Annotated in this window: 15 protein-coding genes and 1 tRNA gene; 14 read left to right on the top strand and 2 right to left on the bottom strand. The window is 71.6% G+C overall.

What is annotated here, in order from left to right:
• Positions 1-2: 2 nt before the first annotated feature.
• From hisI to H7A72_RS08690, 14 genes are all read left to right on the top strand, one after another.
• On the top strand, positions 3-377 hold the full coding sequence (gene hisI, locus H7A72_RS08755; RefSeq protein WP_072624737.1) for a phosphoribosyl-AMP cyclohydrolase: 375 nt from the start codon (positions 3-5) through the stop codon (positions 375-377).
• The gene (locus tag H7A72_RS08750; RefSeq protein WP_223277584.1) at positions 374-1,945 is read left to right on the top strand and encodes an anthranilate synthase component I; all 1,572 of its coding nucleotides are present in this window, start codon (positions 374-376) and stop codon (positions 1,943-1,945) included. Before hisI ends, H7A72_RS08750 begins: the two co-directional genes overlap by 4 nt.
• Positions 1,942-2,532 carry a Trp biosynthesis-associated membrane protein gene (locus H7A72_RS08745; protein WP_084451734.1) on the top strand — a complete coding sequence of 197 codons (591 nt, stop codon included), beginning with the start codon at positions 1,942-1,944 and terminating at the stop codon, positions 2,530-2,532. Before H7A72_RS08750 ends, H7A72_RS08745 begins: the two co-directional genes overlap by 4 nt.
• Positions 2,533-2,541: 9 nt before the next feature.
• A complete protein-coding gene (gene trpC / locus H7A72_RS08740) occupies positions 2,542-3,330 on the top strand; it encodes an indole-3-glycerol phosphate synthase TrpC (RefSeq protein WP_185220285.1) in 789 nt (262 codons plus the stop codon).
• 14 nt (positions 3,331-3,344) lie between these two features.
• Complete coding sequence (trpB, locus tag H7A72_RS08735; RefSeq protein ID WP_185220284.1) at positions 3,345-4,565, top strand: tryptophan synthase subunit beta; 1,221 nt, start codon at positions 3,345-3,347, stop codon at positions 4,563-4,565.
• Complete coding sequence (trpA, locus tag H7A72_RS08730) at positions 4,562-5,359, top strand: tryptophan synthase subunit alpha (protein ID WP_084451731.1); 798 nt, start codon at positions 4,562-4,564, stop codon at positions 5,357-5,359. Before trpB ends, trpA begins: the two co-directional genes overlap by 4 nt.
• On the top strand, positions 5,356-5,835 hold the full coding sequence (locus H7A72_RS08725) for a MauE/DoxX family redox-associated membrane protein (RefSeq protein WP_185220283.1): 480 nt from the start codon (positions 5,356-5,358) through the stop codon (positions 5,833-5,835). Before trpA ends, H7A72_RS08725 begins: the two co-directional genes overlap by 4 nt.
• Positions 5,832-6,629, top strand: a complete 798-nt coding sequence (locus H7A72_RS08720) for a thioredoxin domain-containing protein (RefSeq protein ID WP_185220282.1) — start codon at positions 5,832-5,834, stop codon at positions 6,627-6,629. The genes H7A72_RS08725 and H7A72_RS08720 overlap by 4 nt, the downstream gene beginning before the upstream one ends.
• The gene (gene lgt, locus H7A72_RS08715) at positions 6,626-7,501 is read left to right on the top strand and encodes a prolipoprotein diacylglyceryl transferase (RefSeq protein WP_185220281.1); all 876 of its coding nucleotides are present in this window, start codon (positions 6,626-6,628) and stop codon (positions 7,499-7,501) included. The genes H7A72_RS08720 and lgt overlap by 4 nt, the downstream gene beginning before the upstream one ends.
• Positions 7,502-7,629: 128 nt before the next feature.
• Positions 7,630-12,195, top strand: coding sequence for a glutamate synthase large subunit (gene gltB, locus H7A72_RS08710; protein WP_185220280.1), 4,566 nt, complete (start codon positions 7,630-7,632; stop codon positions 12,193-12,195).
• Positions 12,188-13,645, top strand: a complete 1,458-nt coding sequence (locus H7A72_RS08705) for a glutamate synthase subunit beta (RefSeq protein ID WP_185220279.1) — start codon at positions 12,188-12,190, stop codon at positions 13,643-13,645. Before gltB ends, H7A72_RS08705 begins: the two co-directional genes overlap by 8 nt.
• 86 nt (positions 13,646-13,731) lie before the next feature.
• On the top strand, positions 13,732-15,216 hold the full coding sequence (pyk, locus tag H7A72_RS08700) for a pyruvate kinase (RefSeq protein ID WP_084451724.1): 1,485 nt from the start codon (positions 13,732-13,734) through the stop codon (positions 15,214-15,216).
• Between the two features lie 43 nt (positions 15,217-15,259).
• A tRNA-Leu gene (locus H7A72_RS08695) sits at positions 15,260-15,345 on the top strand.
• A 28-nt stretch (positions 15,346-15,373) separates the two neighbouring features.
• Positions 15,374-15,973 (top strand): ANTAR domain-containing response regulator, encoded by a 600-nt coding sequence (locus H7A72_RS08690; RefSeq protein ID WP_072624725.1) that lies wholly within the window; start codon positions 15,374-15,376, stop codon positions 15,971-15,973.
• Positions 15,974-15,988: 15 nt separating this feature from the next.
• On the opposite strand, the gene H7A72_RS08685 is transcribed toward H7A72_RS08690, so the two are convergent.
• Together H7A72_RS08685 and H7A72_RS08680 are read right to left on the bottom strand one after the other, a co-directional pair.
• Positions 15,989-16,741: a DUF554 domain-containing protein gene (locus tag H7A72_RS08685; RefSeq protein ID WP_185220278.1), complete on the bottom strand. Its 753-nt coding sequence runs from the start codon at positions 16,739-16,741 to the stop codon at positions 15,989-15,991.
• Between the two features lie 15 nt (positions 16,742-16,756).
• On the bottom strand, positions 16,757-18,454 hold the full coding sequence (locus H7A72_RS08680) for a hypothetical protein (RefSeq protein ID WP_185220277.1): 1,698 nt from the start codon (positions 18,452-18,454) through the stop codon (positions 16,757-16,759).
• Position 18,455 lies beyond the last annotated feature (1 nt).

Here is an 18,455-nt window from a genome sequence, read left to right as displayed (position 1 = left end):
GGGTGCCCACCCCGACGACCTCACCCCTGCCCGCCGACCTCGCCGCACGCCTTCGCCGGGACCCGGCCGGTCTCGTCGCGGCCATCGTCCAGCAGCACGACACCCGCGAGGTGCTCATGCTCGGCTGGATGGACGACGAGGCGCTGCACCGCACCCTGACGAGCGGGCGGGTGACCTTCTGGTCGCGCAGCCGTGAGGAGTACTGGCGCAAGGGCGACACCTCGGGCCACGTCCAGCACGTGCGCTCGGTGGCCCTCGACTGCGACGGTGACGCCCTGCTCGTGCAGGTCGACCAGGTGGGTGCGGCGTGCCACACGGGCGAGCGCACCTGCTTCGACGCCGGTGACCTCGGCGCGACGGTGGGGGAGGTCGCGTGAGCGCACCCCGCACCCACGTGCCCGACCTCACGCCGGGCCGCACCTGGCCCGAGCTCGACACCTTCACCGTCCTGGCCCGTGACCGGCGGATCGTGCCGGTCGTGCGTCGGCTCGTCGCCGACGGCGAGACCCCGGTCGGCGTCTACCGCAAGCTGGCGGGGGATGCGCCCGGCACCTTCCTGCTCGAGTCGGCGGAGCACGGCGGGGTCTGGTCGCGCTGGTCGATCATCGGCGCCCAGAGCCGCGCGACCCTCACCGAGCGTGACGGGCAGGCCCACTGGATCGGCGAGCCGCCGGTCGGCGTCCCGACCGACGGGGACCCGACCGCCGCCCTGCGGGCGACCCTCGAGGCGCTGGCGACCGACCCGGTCGAGGGCCTGCCGCCCCTCACCGGCGGCATGGTCGGGGCGATCACCTACGACGCGGTGCGGCGGTGGGAGCGGGTGCCGAGCGAGCTGCCCGACGTCCTCGGCGTCCCCGAGCTCGGCATGGTCCTGGCCACCGACGTGGCGGTGCTCGACCACAGCGACGGATCGCTTCTCCTGGTGGCCAATGCCATCAACTACGACGACACCGACGAGCGGGTCGAGGAGGCGTGGCAGGACGCCGTCGACCGTCTCGACGCGATGACCGAGCGTCTCGCGGCCCCGGCACCCAGCACGGTCGCCACCGTCGACCCCGACGTGGCGGCGCAGGCGCGCACCGAGGTCGAGAGCGACGTCACCGTCGAGCGCTTTGAGGAGATCGTCGAGGAGGCCAAGGAGGACATCCGCGCCGGCGAGGTCTTCCAGGTCGTGCTCTCGCAGCGCTTCTCCACGCCCTGCCCGGTCGACGCGCTCGAGGTCTACCGCGCCCTGCGCCGGTCCAACCCCAGCCCCTACATGTACTTCGTGCGGCTGCCGCACCCCGACGGATCCGTCTACGAGGTCGTCGGCTCCTCGCCCGAGGCCCTCGTCAAGGTCTCGGGTCGGCGGGCCATCACCCACCCGATCGCCGGCACCCGCCCCCGTGGCAAGAACCCCGAGCACGACCTGCAGCTCGAGGAGGACCTCGTCGGCGACCCCAAGGAGCGGGCCGAGCACCTCATGCTCGTCGACCTCGGCCGCAACGACCTGCAGCGGGTGTGCGATGCGGGCACCGTCGACTGCGTCGAGTTCATGACGCTGCGGCGCTACAGCCACGTCATCCACCTCGAGTCGACCGTCGTCGGCGACATGGCGAAGGGGGTCAACGCCTTCGACGTGCTCGTCGCCACCTTCCCCGCCGGCACCCTCTCGGGCGCCCCCAAGCCGCGCGCCCTGCAGCTCATCGAGCACTACGAGCGCAGCCGTCGCGGGGTCTACGGCGGGGTGGTCGGCTACCTCGACTTCCACGGCGACATGGACATGGCGATCGCGATCCGCACGGCCCTGGTCAAGGACGGCACGGCGCACGTGCAGGCCGGTGCCGGCATCGTGGCCGACTCGGTGGCGAGCCTCGAGCAGGAGGAGACGGTCCACAAGGCGGGCGCCGCGCTCGCGGCGGTGGCCGCAGCCCGAGCCGGCCGACCCGTGGGAGGCGCCTCGTGAGCCTCCTCACGCGCAAGCCGGTCGTCGTCCTGCTGGCGGTCGCCGCGGGCATCGTCCTGCTCGCCGCCGGCCGGGCCGACTGGATCACCGGCACCGTCGACGGCGTCGCCGGTCCGGTCCGCAGCAGCGCGGTGGGCACCGAGGCCGCCCCCGGGCTCGCCGGGCTGGCCCTCGTCGCGATGGCGGCGTCGATCGCCGCGACGACCTCGGGACGCATCGCCCGCTGGATCTGCCTCGCCGTGCTGGGCCTGGTCTCCGCCGGCGTCATCGCCCTGTCGCTGCGGGCGGTGCTCGACGCACCCGCCGTGCTCGGCTCGGTGGCCGCCACGCACTCGGGCGGGACCGGGGCGCTCGAGGCCGAGGGGTCGGCCACGGCCTGGCCGTGGGTCGCGGTCGTGGCCGCGGTGCTCCTCGCCGTCTCGTGCGTCGGGGGCATCGTCGGTGGGCGACGGTGGGGCGGGCTCGGGCGCAAGTACGAGCGGCCCGGCACCGATCCCGACAGCGGTCAGGTGAGCGGCGCCCGTGGTGAGCGGGTCGGGTCCGACTGGGACCGGGTCACCCTCGGGGACGACCCGAGCGTCGACTAGCCTGTCGGCATGCCCAGCGTCCTCGACCAGATCATCGACGGCGTCCGTGAGGATCTGGCGGGTCGAGAGGCCCAGACGCCTCTCGAGCGTCTCCAGCGCCAGTGCGACGGACTGCCCGCACCCCGCGACGCCGAGGCGATCCTGCGTCGGCCCGGTCTCGGCGTCATCGCCGAGGTCAAGCGGTCCAGCCCGAGCAAGGGTGCCCTGTCCGACATCCCCGACCCCTCGGCGCTCGCCAGCGCCTACGCCGAGGGCGGCGCGTCGGCGATCTCGGTCCTCACCGAGGAGCGCCGCTTCGACGGCAGCCTCGCCGACCTCGACGCCGTGCGCGCCGCGGTCGAACTGCCGGTGCTGCGCAAGGACTTCATGGTCAGCGAGTACCAGATCTGGGAGGCGCGGGCCCACGGGGCCGACATCATCCTGCTCATCGTCGCCGCCCTCGACGACCGTCGGCTCGCCGACCTGCTCGCCATGACCGGGTCGCTCGGCATGACGGCGCTCGTCGAGGTCCACGACGAGGCCGAGGCCACCCGCGCGGTCGACCTCGGCGCCACGGTCATCGGCGTCAACAACCGCAACCTCAAGACACTCGACGTCGACACCGACACCTTTGCCCGTCTCGCCCCGCTCATCCCCCCTTCGTGCGTCCGGATCGCCGAGTCCGGCGTCCGCGGGCCCGACGAGGCCGCCCTCTTCGCCCGAGCCGGAGCCGACGCGATCCTCGTCGGCGAGGCGCTCGTCATCGGCGGAGACCCCGCGGGTGGGGTGCGCTCGATGATCGCGGCGGGCCTGCAGTGACGACCGGAGGACCAGTGACCGACCAGACCACCCCCGAGCCCGTGCCCGGCCGCTTCGGCCGCTTCGGCGGGCGCTACGTGCCCGAGGCGCTCATCCCGGCGCTCGAGGAGCTCGACGAGGCCCGGCAGAAGGCACTCGTCGACCCCGACTTCGTTGACGAGCTGGCCCGGCTGCACCGCACCTACACGGGCCGGCCGAGCATCATCACCGAGGTGCCCCGCTTCGCCGAGCACGCCGGTGGCGCCCGCATCGTCCTCAAGCGCGAGGACCTCAACCACACCGGCAGCCACAAGATCAACAACGTCCTGGCCCAGGCGCTGCTCACCAAGCGCATGGGCAAGCGGCGGGTCATCGCCGAGACCGGCGCCGGCCAGCACGGCGTCGCCACCGCGACGGCAGCGGCCCTCATGGGCCTGGAGTGCACCGTCTACATGGGCAAGGTCGACACCGAGCGCCAGGCCCTCAACGTCGCGCGCATGCGCATCCTCGGTGCCGAGGTCGTCGCCGTCGAGCACGGCAGCGCCACGCTCAAGGACGCGATCAACGAGGCCATGCGCGACTGGGTGACCCATGTCGAGCACACGCACTACGTCCTCGGCACGGTCACCGGCCCGCACCCCTTCCCCGAGATGGTCCGCGACTTCCACAAGATCATCGGTGAGGAGGCCCGCGAGCAGGTCCTCGAGCTCACCGGCCGCCTGCCCGACGCGGTCATCGCCTGCGTCGGCGGCGGGTCCAATGCCATGGGCATCTTCCACCGCTTCGTCGGTGACGAGGGGGTCCGCCTCATCGGCGTCGAGGCCGGGGGAGAGGGCATCGAGTCCGGCCGCCACGCGGCGCGCTTCGCCACGGCCGAGCCCGGCGTCCTCCACGGGGCGATGAGCTACCTCATGCAGGACGACGAGGGGCAGACGCTCGAGACGCACTCGATCTCCGCCGGCCTCGACTACCCGAGCGTGGGGCCCGAGCACTCGCACCTGCGCGACTCCGGGCGGGCCGAGTACCGCTACGCGACCGACGAGCAGGTGATGCACGCCTTCCGGCTGCTCTGCCGCACCGAGGGCATCATCCCGGCCCTGGAGTCCTCGCACGCCCTGGCGACGGCACTCGAGGTCGGACAGGAGCTCGGCCCCGACGGCCTGCTCCTCGTCAACCTCTCCGGTCGCGGGGACAAGGACATGCACACCGCCGCCGAGTACTTCGGCTACGTCGACGGGTCGGAGGAGCAGGCGTGAGCGCCCTGGACGAGGTCTTCGCCCGCTGCCGGGCCGAGGGGCGCGCGGCGCTCATCGGTTACCTGCCCGTCGGCTTCCCCGACGTCGAGGGGTCGATCGCCGCGGTGCGGGCCCTCGCCGAGGCCGGTGCCGACATCGTCGAGGTCGGGATGCCCTACAGCGACCCGGTCATGGACGGTCCCGTCATCCAGCGAGCCGCGACCGAGGCGCTGGCCCAGGGGGTGCACGTCGACGACGTCTTCCGGGCCACCGCCGCGGTGCGTGACGCGGGCGCGGTGCCCGTCGTCATGTCCTACTGGAACCTCGTCCTGCGCCGCGGGGTCGACCGCTACGCGGCCGACCTCGCCGCCGCCGGTGGAGCCGGCATCATCACGCCCGACCTGATCCCCGAGGAGGCCGGGGAGTGGACCGAGGCGAGTGAGCGCCACGGCCTCGACCGGATCTTCCTCGTCGCCCCCAGCTCGACCCCCGAGCGCATCGCGACCGTCACAGCGGCCTGCAGCGGCTTCGTCTACACCGCGTCGACGATGGGTGTGACCGGCACCCGCGGCAGCGTGGGCAGCAGCGCCCCGCAGCTCGTCGCCCGGGTCCGTGAGGCGACCGACCTCCCGCTGTGCGTCGGGCTCGGCGTGAGCAACGGTGCCCAGGCGGCCGAGGTCGCCACCTTCGCCGACGGCGTCATCGTCGGCAGCGCGCTCGTGGCGACGCTGCTCGACCGGGGCCGCGAGGAGGGGCTGGCGGCCCTGCGCGACCTGACGGCCGAGCTCGCCGAGGGCGTGCGGGGCCGGGCGTGAGCGCTGCCGCGCTCCGAGACCACACCGGGCTCCTCGCCCGCCTCGTCCTCGGGGTCGTGCTCGTCGTCGCCGGTGCGCTCAAGATCGGCAACCCGCTCGGCGCTGCCCGCGCCGTCCAGGCCTACGACGTCATGCCCTTCGAGCTGGCACGCTGGATCGGCTACGCCCTGCCATGGGTCGAGATCGTCGTCGGCGTGCTGCTCGTCCTCGGGCTCTTCACCAGGGTGTCCGCGGTCATCGGGACCCTGCTCATGCTCGCCTTCGTCATCGGCATCGCGCAGGCGTGGGCCCGCGGGCTGACCATCGACTGCGGCTGCTTCGGAGGCGGCGGTCAGGTGTCTCCCGAGGAGACGAAGTACGGTCGCGAGATCGTCCGCGACCTGGCGCTCGCCGTGTGCGGCGCCTGGCTGGTCGCCCGGCCCGGTTCGACCTGGAGCCTCGATCGGCTCCTCTTCGGTGACAAGGAGAGCGTGTGAACGCCAACGATCGCAAGGCCAAGGCCCAGGCGGCCGTCCGCCGGAGCGGGGGTGGTGCCAACGTCATCCTCGTCGCCGGCATCGTCATCGTCCTCGCGATGGCCCTGATCATCGGCGGCGTCATCTGGGCAAGCCGCGACGACGGGGGGAGCGCGGGTGGCTCCACCCAGCTCCCCGACGGAGTGACCAAGGGCGAGCCCATCGAGCCCTTCGCCGCGGCGAAGCCGGCCAAGGACGCCCCGGTCGTCGACGTCTACGAGGACTTCCGGTGCCCGATCTGCCAGGTCTTCGAGCAGAAGATGGGTGGGTCGATCAACGAGCTCGCCCAGGACGGCAGGATCAGGCTGCGAGTCCACCTCAAGACGGTCATCGACACCAACACCGGTGGCAACTCGTCCGCCGTCGCCGGGTCGACCGCGGTGTGCGCCGCCGACCAGGGCCGGTGGGAGGAGTACCACTCCGCGCTCTTCGCGCTGCAGCCGGCGCAGGAGACCCGAGACGGCTTCCCCTACGGGTCCTACACCGAGGCCGCGGAGGAGGCCGGGCTCTCCGGTGAATCCCTCGCCTCGTGGGAGGACTGCGTCAACAAGGACACCTACGTCGACTACGTCAAGAGCGTCGACGACCAGACGGTCAAGGACGGCATCACCGGCACGCCGGCGATCTCCGTCGGCGGGACCAAGCTCAACTGGGGAGCGCTCATCGACGAGAAGACCGGCCGGGCCGACACCGAGCGCCTCCAGCAGGTGCTCACCAGCGCCACGGTGCCCCGGGACCTGAGGGTCACCCGATGAGTCCGGCGGCCCTCCCTTCGCCCACCGTCGGGGTCCTCGAGCTCGGACCGCTGACGATCCACGCCTACGCCCTGTGCATCCTCGCCGGCATCGCTGCGGCCATCTGGATCGGCGACCGCCGCCTGCGTGACCGCGGTGGCGAGGCGGGCGTCGTGCTCGACGTGGCCATGTGGGCGGTGCCCTTCGGCATCGTCGGCGGCCGGATCTACCACGTCATCACCACCCCCCAGCCCTACTTCGGCGAGGGCGGCCACCCGATCGACGCCCTGAAGATCTGGGAGGGTGGGCTCGGCATCTGGGGTGCCGTCGCGCTCGGCGCCGTCGGCGCCTGGATCGGCTGTCGCCAGCTCCGGGTGTCATTTCTCACCTTCGCCGACGCCGTCGTGCCCGGGATCCTCGTGGCGCAGGCCATCGGGCGGTGGGGCAACTGGTTCAACAACGAGATCTACGGTCCGGCCACGGACCTGCCCTGGGGGCTCGAGATCCACCGTTGGGACGGCGCCACGGGGCGGGCCGCGGTCGACGCGGCTGGTGACCCCGTCGTCCTCGGGACCTTCCACCCGACCTTCCTCTACGAGTCGCTCTTCCTGCTCGTCCTCGCGGTCGCGCTCCTCGTGCTCGACCGGCGGCTGCGGCTGGCGCCGGGGCAGGTCATGGCCCTCTACATCGCGGGCTACCCCGTGGGGCGCTTCTTCATCGAGCTGCTGCGCACCGACGCCGCGAACACGATCCTGGGACTGCGCGTCAACATCTGGACGAGCCTCGCCGTCTTTGTCCTCGGTGTGGTTCTGTACATCGTCCTCGGCCGACGCGCACGCTCGGGCGAGGAGATCAACATCTCAGACAGTGAGACAGTGCCTCTCAGTAGGTAAGACAGGCGCTGTTACACTTCCACTCGCCGTGGCCGTCGACGTCCGCGGATGCCCCCCCTGAAACAGGTACCCCGTCGACCCGGCTCCGGTGTCACGGGTACCTGTCCGAACCTTTGCACCCGAGGACGGTGACCGACGTGACCGATGTGTCCTTCTCCCCTTATGACCGCTGGTCCGCCCTGCCGCCCGACACCGGTCTCTACCGTCGTGACACCGAGAAGGACGCTTGCGGCGTCGCCATGGTCGCCACGATGCGTGGCCACGCCGGTCACGACATCATCGACCACGCCCTGCTCGCCCTGGCCAACCTCGACCACCGCGGCGCCACCGGTGCCGACCCGCTCGTCGGGGACGGCGCCGGCATCCTCAGCCAGGTCCCCGACCGGTTCCTCCGTGAGGTCGTCGACTTCGAGCTGCCCGAGGCCGGCCACTACGCCGTCGGCATCGCCTACGTCCCGACGGACGCGGGCGAGCGCGAGACGATGACCCAGCGCATCGACGAGATCGTCCACGAGGAAGGCCTGACGGTCCTCGGCTGGCGCCATGTGCCCGTCCAGCGCGACATCGTCGGCCAGATGGCCCGCGACTGCATGCCCGACTTCTGGCAGCTCTTCGTCGCCGCACCCGGCGGCGAGGTCTCCGGCTTGACCCTCGAGCGGCTGGCCTTCGTCGCCCGCAAGCGCGCCGAGCGCGAGACCGGCGTCTACTTCTCCTCGCTGTCGGCCCGCACCATCACCTACAAGGGGATGCTGACCACCGCGCAGCTCGAGCCCTTCTACCCCGACCTGTCCGACGAGCGCTTCGAGAGCGAGCTCGCACTCGTCCACCAGCGCTTCTCGACCAACACCTTCCCGAGCTGGCCGCTCAGCCACCCCTTCCGGTTCATCGCGCACAACGGCGAGATCAACACGGTCAAGGGCAACCGCAACTGGATGCGGGCGCGCGAGTCCCTGCTGAGCAGCGACATCATCCCCGGTGACCTGCAGCGGATCATGCCGATCTGCGCCCCGGAGGCGTCGGACTCGGCGTCCTTCGACGAGGTGCTCGAGCTGCTCCACCTCGGTGGCCGCTCGCTGCCGCACGCCGTGCTGATGATGATCCCCGAGGCGTGGGAGAACCACGCGACCATGCCGCAGGAGCTCAAGGACTTCTACGAGTTCCACTCCATGTTCATGGAGCCCTGGGACGGCCCGGCCTGCGTGACCTTCACCGACGGCAGCCTCGTCGGCGCGGTCCTCGACCGCAACGGCCTGCGTCCCGGTCGTTACTGGGTCACCGACGACGGCCTGGTCGTCCTCGCCTCCGAGTCGGGGGTGCTCGACCTCGAGCCCGAGCACGTCGTGCAGAAGGGGCGCCTGACGCCGGGCCGCATGTTCCTCGTCGACACCGCCGCCGGCCGGATCATCGAGGACGAGGAGATCAAGGGCCAGCTTGCCGCCGAGCGCCCCTACGGGCAGTGGCTGGACGAGGGCCGGATCATGCTCGGCGACCTGCCCCCGCGCGAGCACATCATGCACACGCCGGCGTCCGTCGCCCGCCGCCAGCAGACCTTCGGCTACACGCAGGAGGAGCTGAAGATCCTGCTCATGCCCATGGCGGAGAAGTCCATGGAGGCGCTCGGCTCGATGGGCACCGACACCCCGGTGGCGGTCCTGTCGGAGAGGCCACGGCTGATCTTCGACTACTTCACCCAGATGTTCGCCCAGGTGACCAACCCGCCGCTCGACGCGATCCGCGAGGAGCTCGTCACGGCGCTCGGCACGGCGATCGGCCCGGAGGGCAATGTCCTCGACGCCGACCCCGACCACGCCCGCCAGCTCGTCCTGCCCTTCCCCGTCATCGACAACGACGAGCTGGCCAAGATCGTCCACATCGACGCCGACGGCGAGCTGCCCGGCAAGGTGACGCACGTCGTGCACGGTCTCTACGACGTGACCGGGGGAGAGGAGGCGCTGCGCGCCACCCTGACCCGCATCTGCGCCGAGGTCTCCGACGCGATCGCCGAGGGCGCCCGGTTCATCGTGCTGTCCGACCGCGACTCCGGTCGTGACCTCGCGCCGATCCCGTCGCTGCTGCTCACGTCGGCCGTGCACCACCACCTCATCCGGGAGCGCACGCGCACCCAGGTCGGCCTGATCGTCGAGACCGGTGACGTCCGCGAGGTGCACCACGTCGCGCTGCTCATCGGCTATGGCGCCGCCGCGGTCAACCCCTACCTGGCCATGGAGTCCGTCGAGGACATGGTCCGTCGCGGGGTCATCACCGCGGTCGACGAGGAGACGGCGGTCCGCAACCTCATCAAGGCGCTCGGCAAGGGCGTGCTCAAGGTGATGTCGAAGATGGGCATCTCCACCGTGGCCTCCTATCGCGGCGCCCAGGTCTTCGAGGCGCTCGGCCTGAGCCAGGAGCTCGTCGACGAGTACTTCACCGGCACGGTCAGCCAGCTCGGCGGCATCGGTCTCGACGTCATCGCGGCCGAGACCGCGGCCCGGCACGCGCGGGCCTACCCGCCGGAGGGCATGCGCCCGCCGCACCGGGTCCTCGAGGTCGGTGGCGAGTACAAGTGGCGTCGCGAGGGCGAGCCGCACCTCTTCGACCCGGAGACGGTCTTCCGCCTCCAGCACTCCACCAGGGCGCGGCGCTACGACATCTTCAAGCAGTACACCGACCGGGTCAACGAGCAGTCCGAGCGGCTGATGACCCTGCGTGGGCTCTTCGCCCTCGCCGACGACCGCCCGTCGATCCCCATCGACGAGGTCGAGCCGGTCAGCGAGATCGTCAAGCGCTTCTCCACCGGTGCGATGAGCTACGGCTCGATCAGCCGCGAGGCCCACGAGACCCTCGCGGTCGCGATGAACCGCCTCGGTGCCCGCTCCAACACGGGTGAGGGGGGCGAGGACCTCGAGCGCCTCATGGACCCCGAGCGTCGCAGCTCGATCAAGCAGGTCGCTTCGGGTCGCTTCGGCGTCACGTCGGCCTACCTGACCAACAGCGACGACATCCAGATCAAGATGGCGCAGGGCGCCAAGCCGGGCGAAGGGGGGCAGCTCCCGGGCCACAAGGTCTACCCGTGGGTCGCGAGCACCCGTCACTCGACCCCGGGTGTCGGCCTGATCAGCCCGCCGCCGCACCACGACATCTACTCGATCGAGGACCTGGCGCAGCTGATCCACGATCTGAAGAACGCCAACCCGCAGGCGCGCGTGCACGTCAAGCTCGTCAGCGAGATCGGTGTCGGGACGGTCGCGGCGGGCGTGAGCAAGGCGCACGCCGACGTCGTGCTCATCTCGGGTCACGACGGCGGCACCGGTGCCTCGCCGCTCACCTCCCTCAAGCACGCCGGTGGTCCGTGGGAGCTCGGCCTCGCGTCGACCCAGCAGACCCTCGTGCTCAACGGCCTGCGCGACCGCATCGCGGTGCAGGTCGACGGGCAGATCAAGACCGGCCGTGACGTGATCATCGGTGCCCTGCTCGGCGCGGAGGAGTTCGGCTTCGCCACCGCCCCGCTCGTCGTCAGTGGCTGCATCCTCATGCGGGTGTGCCACCTCGACACCTGCCCGGTGGGCATCGCGACGCAGAACCCCGAGCTGCGCGAGCGCTACTCGGGCAAGCCGGAGTTCGTCGAGACCTTCTTCGAGTACATCGCCGAGGAGGTGCGTGAGCTGCTCGCCGAGCTCGGCTTCCGCACCCTCGACGAGGCCATCGGCCGGGTCGACCTGCTCGACACCCGCAAGGCGGTCGAGCACTGGAAGGCCTCGGGTCTCGACCTGGGCCCGATCTTCGCCAAGGTCAGCTCCTTCGACGGCTCGGGCGTGCGCCACGCGCGGGCCCAGGACCACGGCCTCGACAAGGCGCTGGACCACGAGCTCATCGCGGCGGCGCAGCCGGCCCTCGAGGGTGGCGAGCACGTCGCGGCGGAGTTCGCGGTGCGCAACGTCAACCGCACGCTCGGGACGATGCTCGGCCACGAGGTGACCAAGCGGCACCCGGAGGGCCTGCCCGACGGCACGATCGAGCTGACCCTCACCGGCTCGGCCGGTCAGAGCCTCGGCGCCTTCCTGCCCGCAGGCATCACCGTGACGATGGTCGGCGATGCCAACGACTACGTCGGCAAGGGCCTGTCCGGTGGTCGCATCATCGTGCGGCCCCCGGAGGACGCGAAGTACGTCGCCGAGGACAACGTCATCGCCGGCAACGTCATCGGTTACGGCGCCACCTCGGGCGAGATCTTCCTCCGTGGTGTCGTCGGCGAGCGCTTCTGCGTCCGCAACTCCGGCGCCACCGCCGTCGTCGAGGGCGTCGGCGACCACGGCTGCGAGTACATGACCGGTGGCACGGTCCTCGTCCTCGGGCCGACCGGCCGCAACTTCGCGGCCGGCATGTCCGGGGGCAATGCCTTCGTGCTCGATCTCGACGAGTCCCTCGTCAACCCCGAGCTCGTCGATGTCACCCCCCTTCGCGAGGGCGACCGGGAGGTCGTGAGTGGTCTGCTCCAGCAGCACCTCGAGCGCACCGGCTCCGCCGTCGCCCAGCGTCTGCTCGACGAGGGTGGTGCGGGCCTGGACCGCATCAAGCTCGTCCTGCCCCGCGACTACCAGCGCGTCCTCGACGTGCGGGCGGACGCCGAGGCCGAGGGCCTCGACGTCGACGGCTCCGTCGTCTGGGACCGGATCATGGAGGCTTCCCGTGGCTGACCCGCATGGATTCCTGAACACCCGCGAGCGCGAGCTCCCGCAGCGTCGTCCCGTCGACGTGCGCATCAAGGACTGGAAGGAGGTCTATGAGGAGCAGGAACGTGGCCAGCTGCAGCGCCAGGCCGGCCGCTGCATGGACTGCGGCATCCCCTTCTGCCACTCGGGCTGCCCGCTGGGCAACCTCATTCCGGAGTGGAACGACCTCGCGTGGCGCGGCGACTGGCACGACGCCATCGAGCGGCTGCACGCGACCAACAACTTCCCGGAGTTCACCGGTCGCCTGTGCCCGGCGCCCTGCGAGACCGCCTGCGTGCTCGGCATCAACCAGCCGGCCGTGACGATCAAGCAGATCGAGGTGCGCACGATCGAGGAGGCCTTCGGCCGCGGCGACGTGCCCCCGCATATCCCCGACCGGCTCACCGGCAAGACCGTTGCGGTCGTCGGCTCGGGCCCGGCCGGCCTGGCCGCGGCCCAGCAGCTGACCCGCGCCGGTCACACGGTGGCCGTCTACGAGCGCGCGGACGCCCCGGGCGGCCTGCTGCGCTACGGCATCCCGGAGTTCAAGATGGAGAAGCGGGTCCTCGACCGGCGCATCCAGCAGATGACCTCCGAGGGCACCCGATTCCGCTCCGGTGTCGACATCGGCAACGAGATCACCGGCCAGCAGCTGCGGGACCGCTACGACGCCGTCGTCCTCGCGATCGGTGCGACCGTGCCCCGCGACCTGCCGGTCCCGGGCCGGGAACTCGACGGTGTCGTCCAGGCGATGGACTTCCTCCCGCCGGCCAACCGGGTCGCGCTCGGCGAGGAGGTCGAGGGCCAGGTCACCGCCGAGGGCAAGGACGTCATCATCATCGGTGGCGGCGACACCGGCGCCGACTGCATCGGCACCTCCATCCGTCAGGGCGCGAAGTCCGTGACGAGCCTGGAGATCATGCCGCAGCCGGGCACGGAGCGTCCGGGCAGCCAGCCGTGGCCGACCTACCCGATGCTCTTCCGCGTCGCCTCGGCGCACGAGGAGGGCGGCGACCGGGTCTACGCCGTGTCGACGACCGAGATCATCGGCGACGACGAGGGCAAGGTCTCCGGCCTGCGCCTGACCGAGGTCGAGCGCACGGACCAGGGCTTCGAGCCGGTCGAGGGCACCGAGCGGGTCCTGCCGGCCCAGCTCGTCCTGCTCGCCATGGGCTTCCTCGGCCCCGACCCCGAGGGTGTCGTGGCGCAGCTCGGGCTCGAGACCGACGAGCGCTCCAACATCGTGCGCGGCAAGGACTACCAGACCGGTGTCCCGGGCGTCTTCGTCGCCGGTGACGCCGGCCGCGGGCAGTCGCTCATCGTGTGGGCGATCGCCGAGGGCCGCGCCGCAGCCAACGGTGTGGACACCTATCTCATGGGCCGCTCGCAGCTGCCGCGCCCGATCAACCCCACGGACCGTCCGCTCGTCGTCTGAGCCGGCACGGCCCGACGAAGGGGGATGACCGTCTCGGCGGTCATCCCCCTTCGTCCGTGGTGGCGTCACGGTCATAGGGTGGTGACATGCGTCGCGCCAAGATCGTGTCCACCCTCGGTCCCTCGACATCCACCCCCGAGCGCATCCGTGAGCTGGTCTCGGCCGGCATGGACGTCGCCCGGCTCAACCTCTCGCACGGCGAGTACGCCGTCCACGAGGCCAACTACCGCAGCGTGCGCGAGGCGAGCGACGCGACCGGCCACGCCGTGGGTGTGCTCGTCGACCTGCAGGGGCCCAAGATCCGCACCGGGCGATTCGCCGACGGTCCGATCACCCTCGCCGCCGGCGACCACTTCACCATCACCACCCGCGACGTGCCCGGCGACCGGGAGATCGTCGGCACGACCTATGCAGGCCTCGCCGGTGACGTGAGCGCGGGCGACACGATCCTCGTCGACGACGGCAAGATCACCCTCGCGGTCCACGACGTCGACGAGACCGACGTGCGTTGTGTCGTCGTCTACGGCGGCCCGCTGTCGGACAACAAGGGGATCAACCTGCCGGGTGCCGCGGTGAGCGCGCCGGCGTTGTCCGACAAGGACGAGCAGGACCTGCGCTGGGCGCTCGGTCTGCGGGCCGACTACATCGCCCTGAGCTTCGTGCGCTCTGCCGACGACATCACGAGGGTCCACGAGATCATGGACGAGGTCGGCGTGCGCCTGCCCGTCATCGCCAAGATCGAGAAGCCGCAGGCCGTCGACGCCCTCGAGGAGATCATCGACGCCTTCGACGGCATCATGGTCGCCCGCGGAGACCTCGGGGTGGAGCTGCCCCTCGAGCAGGTGCCGCTCGTGCAGAAGCGCGCCGTCGAGCTGTGCCGGCAGAAGGCCAAGCCGGTCATCGTGGCCACCCAGGTCCTGGAGTCGATGATCGACAACAGCCGCCCCACCCGCGCCGAGGCCTCGGACGCGGCCAATGCGGTCCTCGACGGCGCGGACGCGCTGATGCTGTCGGGGGAGACCGCGGTCGGCAAGTTCCCCATCGAGGTCGTCAAGACGATGTCGAAGATCATCGAGACGACCGAGGAGCAGGGTCTGAGCCGCATGCGCGACCTCATGGCCCCGCCGACGACCCAGGGTGGCGTCATCGCTGCGGCGGCTGCCGAGACCGGAGAAGCGCTCGGGGTGAAGTACCTCATCGCCTTCACCCAGCTCGGTGGCTCCGCACGCCGGCTGGCGCAGGTCCGCAGCGGCCTGCCGATGCTCGCCTTCTCCCCGGTGCAGGACACCCGCTCCCAGCTGTCGCTCGTGTGGGGCATGCAGACCTTCCTCACCCCGCCGGTGACCCACACCGACCAGTACGCACTCATGGTCGACGAGCAGCTGCTCGACCTCGGGTGGGTGACGGAGGGCGACCGGGTGGTCATCGTCGCCGGCTCGCCGCCCGGTGTCCCCGGCTCGACCAATGCCCTGCGGGTGCACCGCATCGGCGATGCTCGCAACAAGACGACCATCGCCTACCGTGACGACTCCGAGCCGCCCGCTGGGGCGCTGCCCGGCGGCATGGGCTGAGTCGGGCACCACCTGATCCGGTCGGTATGCTGACCACGCCCCGGCCGGGGTGGTGGAATGGCAGACACGGAGCACTCAAAATGCTTTGCCCGCAAGGGCGTGCGGGTTCAAGTCCCGCCCTCGGCACCAGAGCACAACCTACGACGAAGGGTCCAGCATGACCGCGCAGACGGAGTCCTCCCAGGGGCAGCGAGTGCTGCTCGCCGAGGACGAGGCACTGATCCGCCTCGACCTCGCCGAGATGCTCACCGACGCCGGCTACGACGTCGTCGGCCAGGCGAGCAACGGCGAGGAGGCCGTCTCGCTGGCGGAGTCGCTCCAGCCGGACCTGATCATCATGGACGTCAAGATGCCGGTGATGGACGGGCTCCAGGCTGCCGAGACCATCGGTGAGAAGCGCATCTGCCCGGTCATCATGCTCACCGCCTTCTCCCAGAAGGAGCTCGTCGAGCGTGCCCGCGACGCCGGCGTCATGGCCTACATCGTCAAGCCCTTCACGGTCTCCGACGTCACGCCGGCCATCGAGGTCGCCACCTCGCGCTGGGCGGAGCTGAAGGCGCTGGAGTCCGAGGTCGCCGACCTCGGCGAGCGGCTCGAGACGCGCAAGGCCGTCGAGAAGGCCAAGGGCGTGCTGATGAAGAAGCTCAAGATCAGCGAGGCCGAGGCCTTCCGGTGGATCCAGAAGACGGCCATGGACCGCCGTCTGGGGATGCGTGAGGTCGCCGACGCCGTCGTCGCCGGGATGGACAAGGCCTGAGCCGGGCCTGAGGGCTCAGCCCAGCGCGACGACGAGCTGGGTGAGCAGGGGAGCGACGACCAGCGCCGGCAGCATGTCCCCGACGGGGATCTGCCGGATCTGCAGCAGTCGCAACGAGATCCCGACGAGCACCAGGCCGCCGGTGGCGGTGAGGGCGGCGATGTGTGCCTCCGGCAGGACCGCGCCCAGGGCGACTCCCACGAGCGTCAGCGAGCCCTGGACGACCCCGACGCTCACGGCCGACATCAGCACACCCACACCGAAGGTCGAGGCGAAGGCCAGGGCGGCGAAGGCGTCGAGCACGGACTTCAGCGCCAGCTTGTCGATGCCGCGACCGAGCCCGTCGTCGAGGGTGCCGAGGATCGTCAGCGGGCCGACGCAGAAGAGCAGGCTCGCGGTGAGCCACCCCTCGACGAAGCGCTCACGGCCCTCGCTGTCGTCGCGCCGCGCCCCGACGACGGCCTGAACCCGCCCGGCGAGGCGACCGAGCCGCTCCTCGATGCGCAGGAGCGAGCCGACGATGCTGCCGATGAGCAACGAGCCCAGCACGATGAGTACCGGCGCCCCGGTGCCGACGGCGTCGGCCAGCGCCGGCGAGGTGACGTCCACGGCCGACAGGCCCGCCATGAGCAGGGTGACCAGACCGAGGCAGTCGGTGACGACCTCGCGGGTGCGGGCGGGCAGGCGTCCGCCCACGGCCATCCCGGCGAGTGCGCCGGCGACGACCGCGAGCACGTTGATGACGGTGCCCGCACCGATGAAGTCCACGTCGGCCCCCTTCGCTCAGCTGCCGGGGTCACGATAGACGCCGATGTCTCCCTCACGGTGCGTCATCCGCAGGACGGCGACCTCCCGGGCGGTCGCCGGGACGTTCTTGGCCAGCTCGGCCTCGGCGCTGTCGGTGAGGTAGATCGTGTCGGCGTCCTCGGGGCCGGTCCCGGCCCACAGGTGGTCGGCGTCCTCGGGGAAGGGCCAGGGCGTGAGGTAGTGCGGCTGCCAGCCCTGCCGGTGGGCCTGCCAGGCGACGGCCGGTGAGGCGCCGAGCGTGGGGACGAAGCCCAGTCCGCTGATGCGCAGGTGACGGCCTTCGCCGGCACCCAGGTCGTCACCGGCCGCTCGCGCCACGCGGGTCATCGAGTCGTACTCGGCCCATGCCGGCGGCAGGGCGAGGACCGTGGCCGCCACGCCGCCGGCCACCAGCGCCGCCCCGAGCGGGCGAGCAATCCGCACCGGGAGGTGCGGTGTCGCGGAGTCGAGGTAGGCCAGCCCGCGCCAGACGAGGGCACACCACGTGAAGGCGGCCACCGGCAGCCACGTGATGACCCAGTAGGGGGCCAGCGGCCACTCCGGCAGGCGAGATGCCGTCGCGAGCATCCCGAGGTTGGCCACGAGCGCCACCCGCGCCGGCCAGGCGCTGCTCGCGCGCCCCTGCGGCACGCGGTAGCCGGTGGCGATCGCCGCGAGCAGCACGATGATCCCGATGCCGACGACCGTGGCGAGCTCGCCCCCCTGGGTGAGCAGGTCGGGGGAGTTGCGGCGGAAGCCTCCGGGGCCGGGGGCGATGAGGTCGAGGTGCCCGATGCCGGCCGTGAGGCCGATCGGGTCTCCGGTGCCGGAGGTGGCCCAGCGGACGATCTGGGTGAGGTTGTTGGGCTGGTGGACGACCAGCTCGACGATGCTCGGGAGCCACACGAGGACGCCGAGCCCGAGCGCCCACCGGTGCGCCGGACGGTCGTCCGGGTGCCGTCGTCGACGGGTGCGGGTGAGCCGTGGCCGCAGCACGAGGCCGGTGGCCAGCGCGGCGAGGGCCACTGCGAGCGGCAGGAAGGCCAGGTTGGACTGGGCGATGAGCGAGACCGCGACGACGAAGGGGGGCAACGCCCGGCGGTCGCCACGTGCCAGCCCCCAGAGCAGCAGCAGCGCGAGGAAGGTCGGCAGGAGCGGGGCGTAGGGGTTGAAGGGGCGGAACATCGCCTCGCCACCGATGGCCCACTGGGTGAGCAGGACCCCGGCCGTGAAGACCACGACCCCGAGGGTGCCGCCGAGGCGACGGGCCCACACGACGCTCAGCACCGATGCGGCGGCGGCGACGAGGGCGCCGCCGACCGCCAGTCCGGCGGCGGACCCGCCGGTCAGGGCGAGGGGGAGGGCCAGCAGGTAGAACTGCAGCGGACCCAGGTGGTGTGTCGCCAGGTCCTGGTGGCCGCCGTCGCCGGAGGTGCTGCGCATGCCCGTCACCGGAAGGTGGCCGTCGAGGATCCCGGCGGTGCGCAGGGCGACGGTGGCGTCGTCTCCGCTGGGCTGCCAGCCGTGGGCGATGGCCTGGACGGCGGCGGCGATCGGGCCGATGACGACGGCCAGCAGCGCAACGGCGACCAGGGCCTCGCTCGTCGTCCAGCCGCGAGGGTCGAGCCGGTACCGGAGGTCGGTCAGACGCCGAAGGGGGAAGGGCCGCGGCCTGGTGCGTCGAGGGCGTCCCAAG

Origin of the sequence: Janibacter sp. YB324 (assembly GCF_014217915.1) — a bacterium.
In the GTDB taxonomy this organism is placed as follows: domain Bacteria; phylum Actinomycetota; class Actinomycetes; order Actinomycetales; family Dermatophilaceae; genus Janibacter; species Janibacter indicus.
The sequence above is the reverse complement of the archived record's forward strand: the minus strand, read 5'-3'. Positions and strand labels throughout refer to the sequence as shown.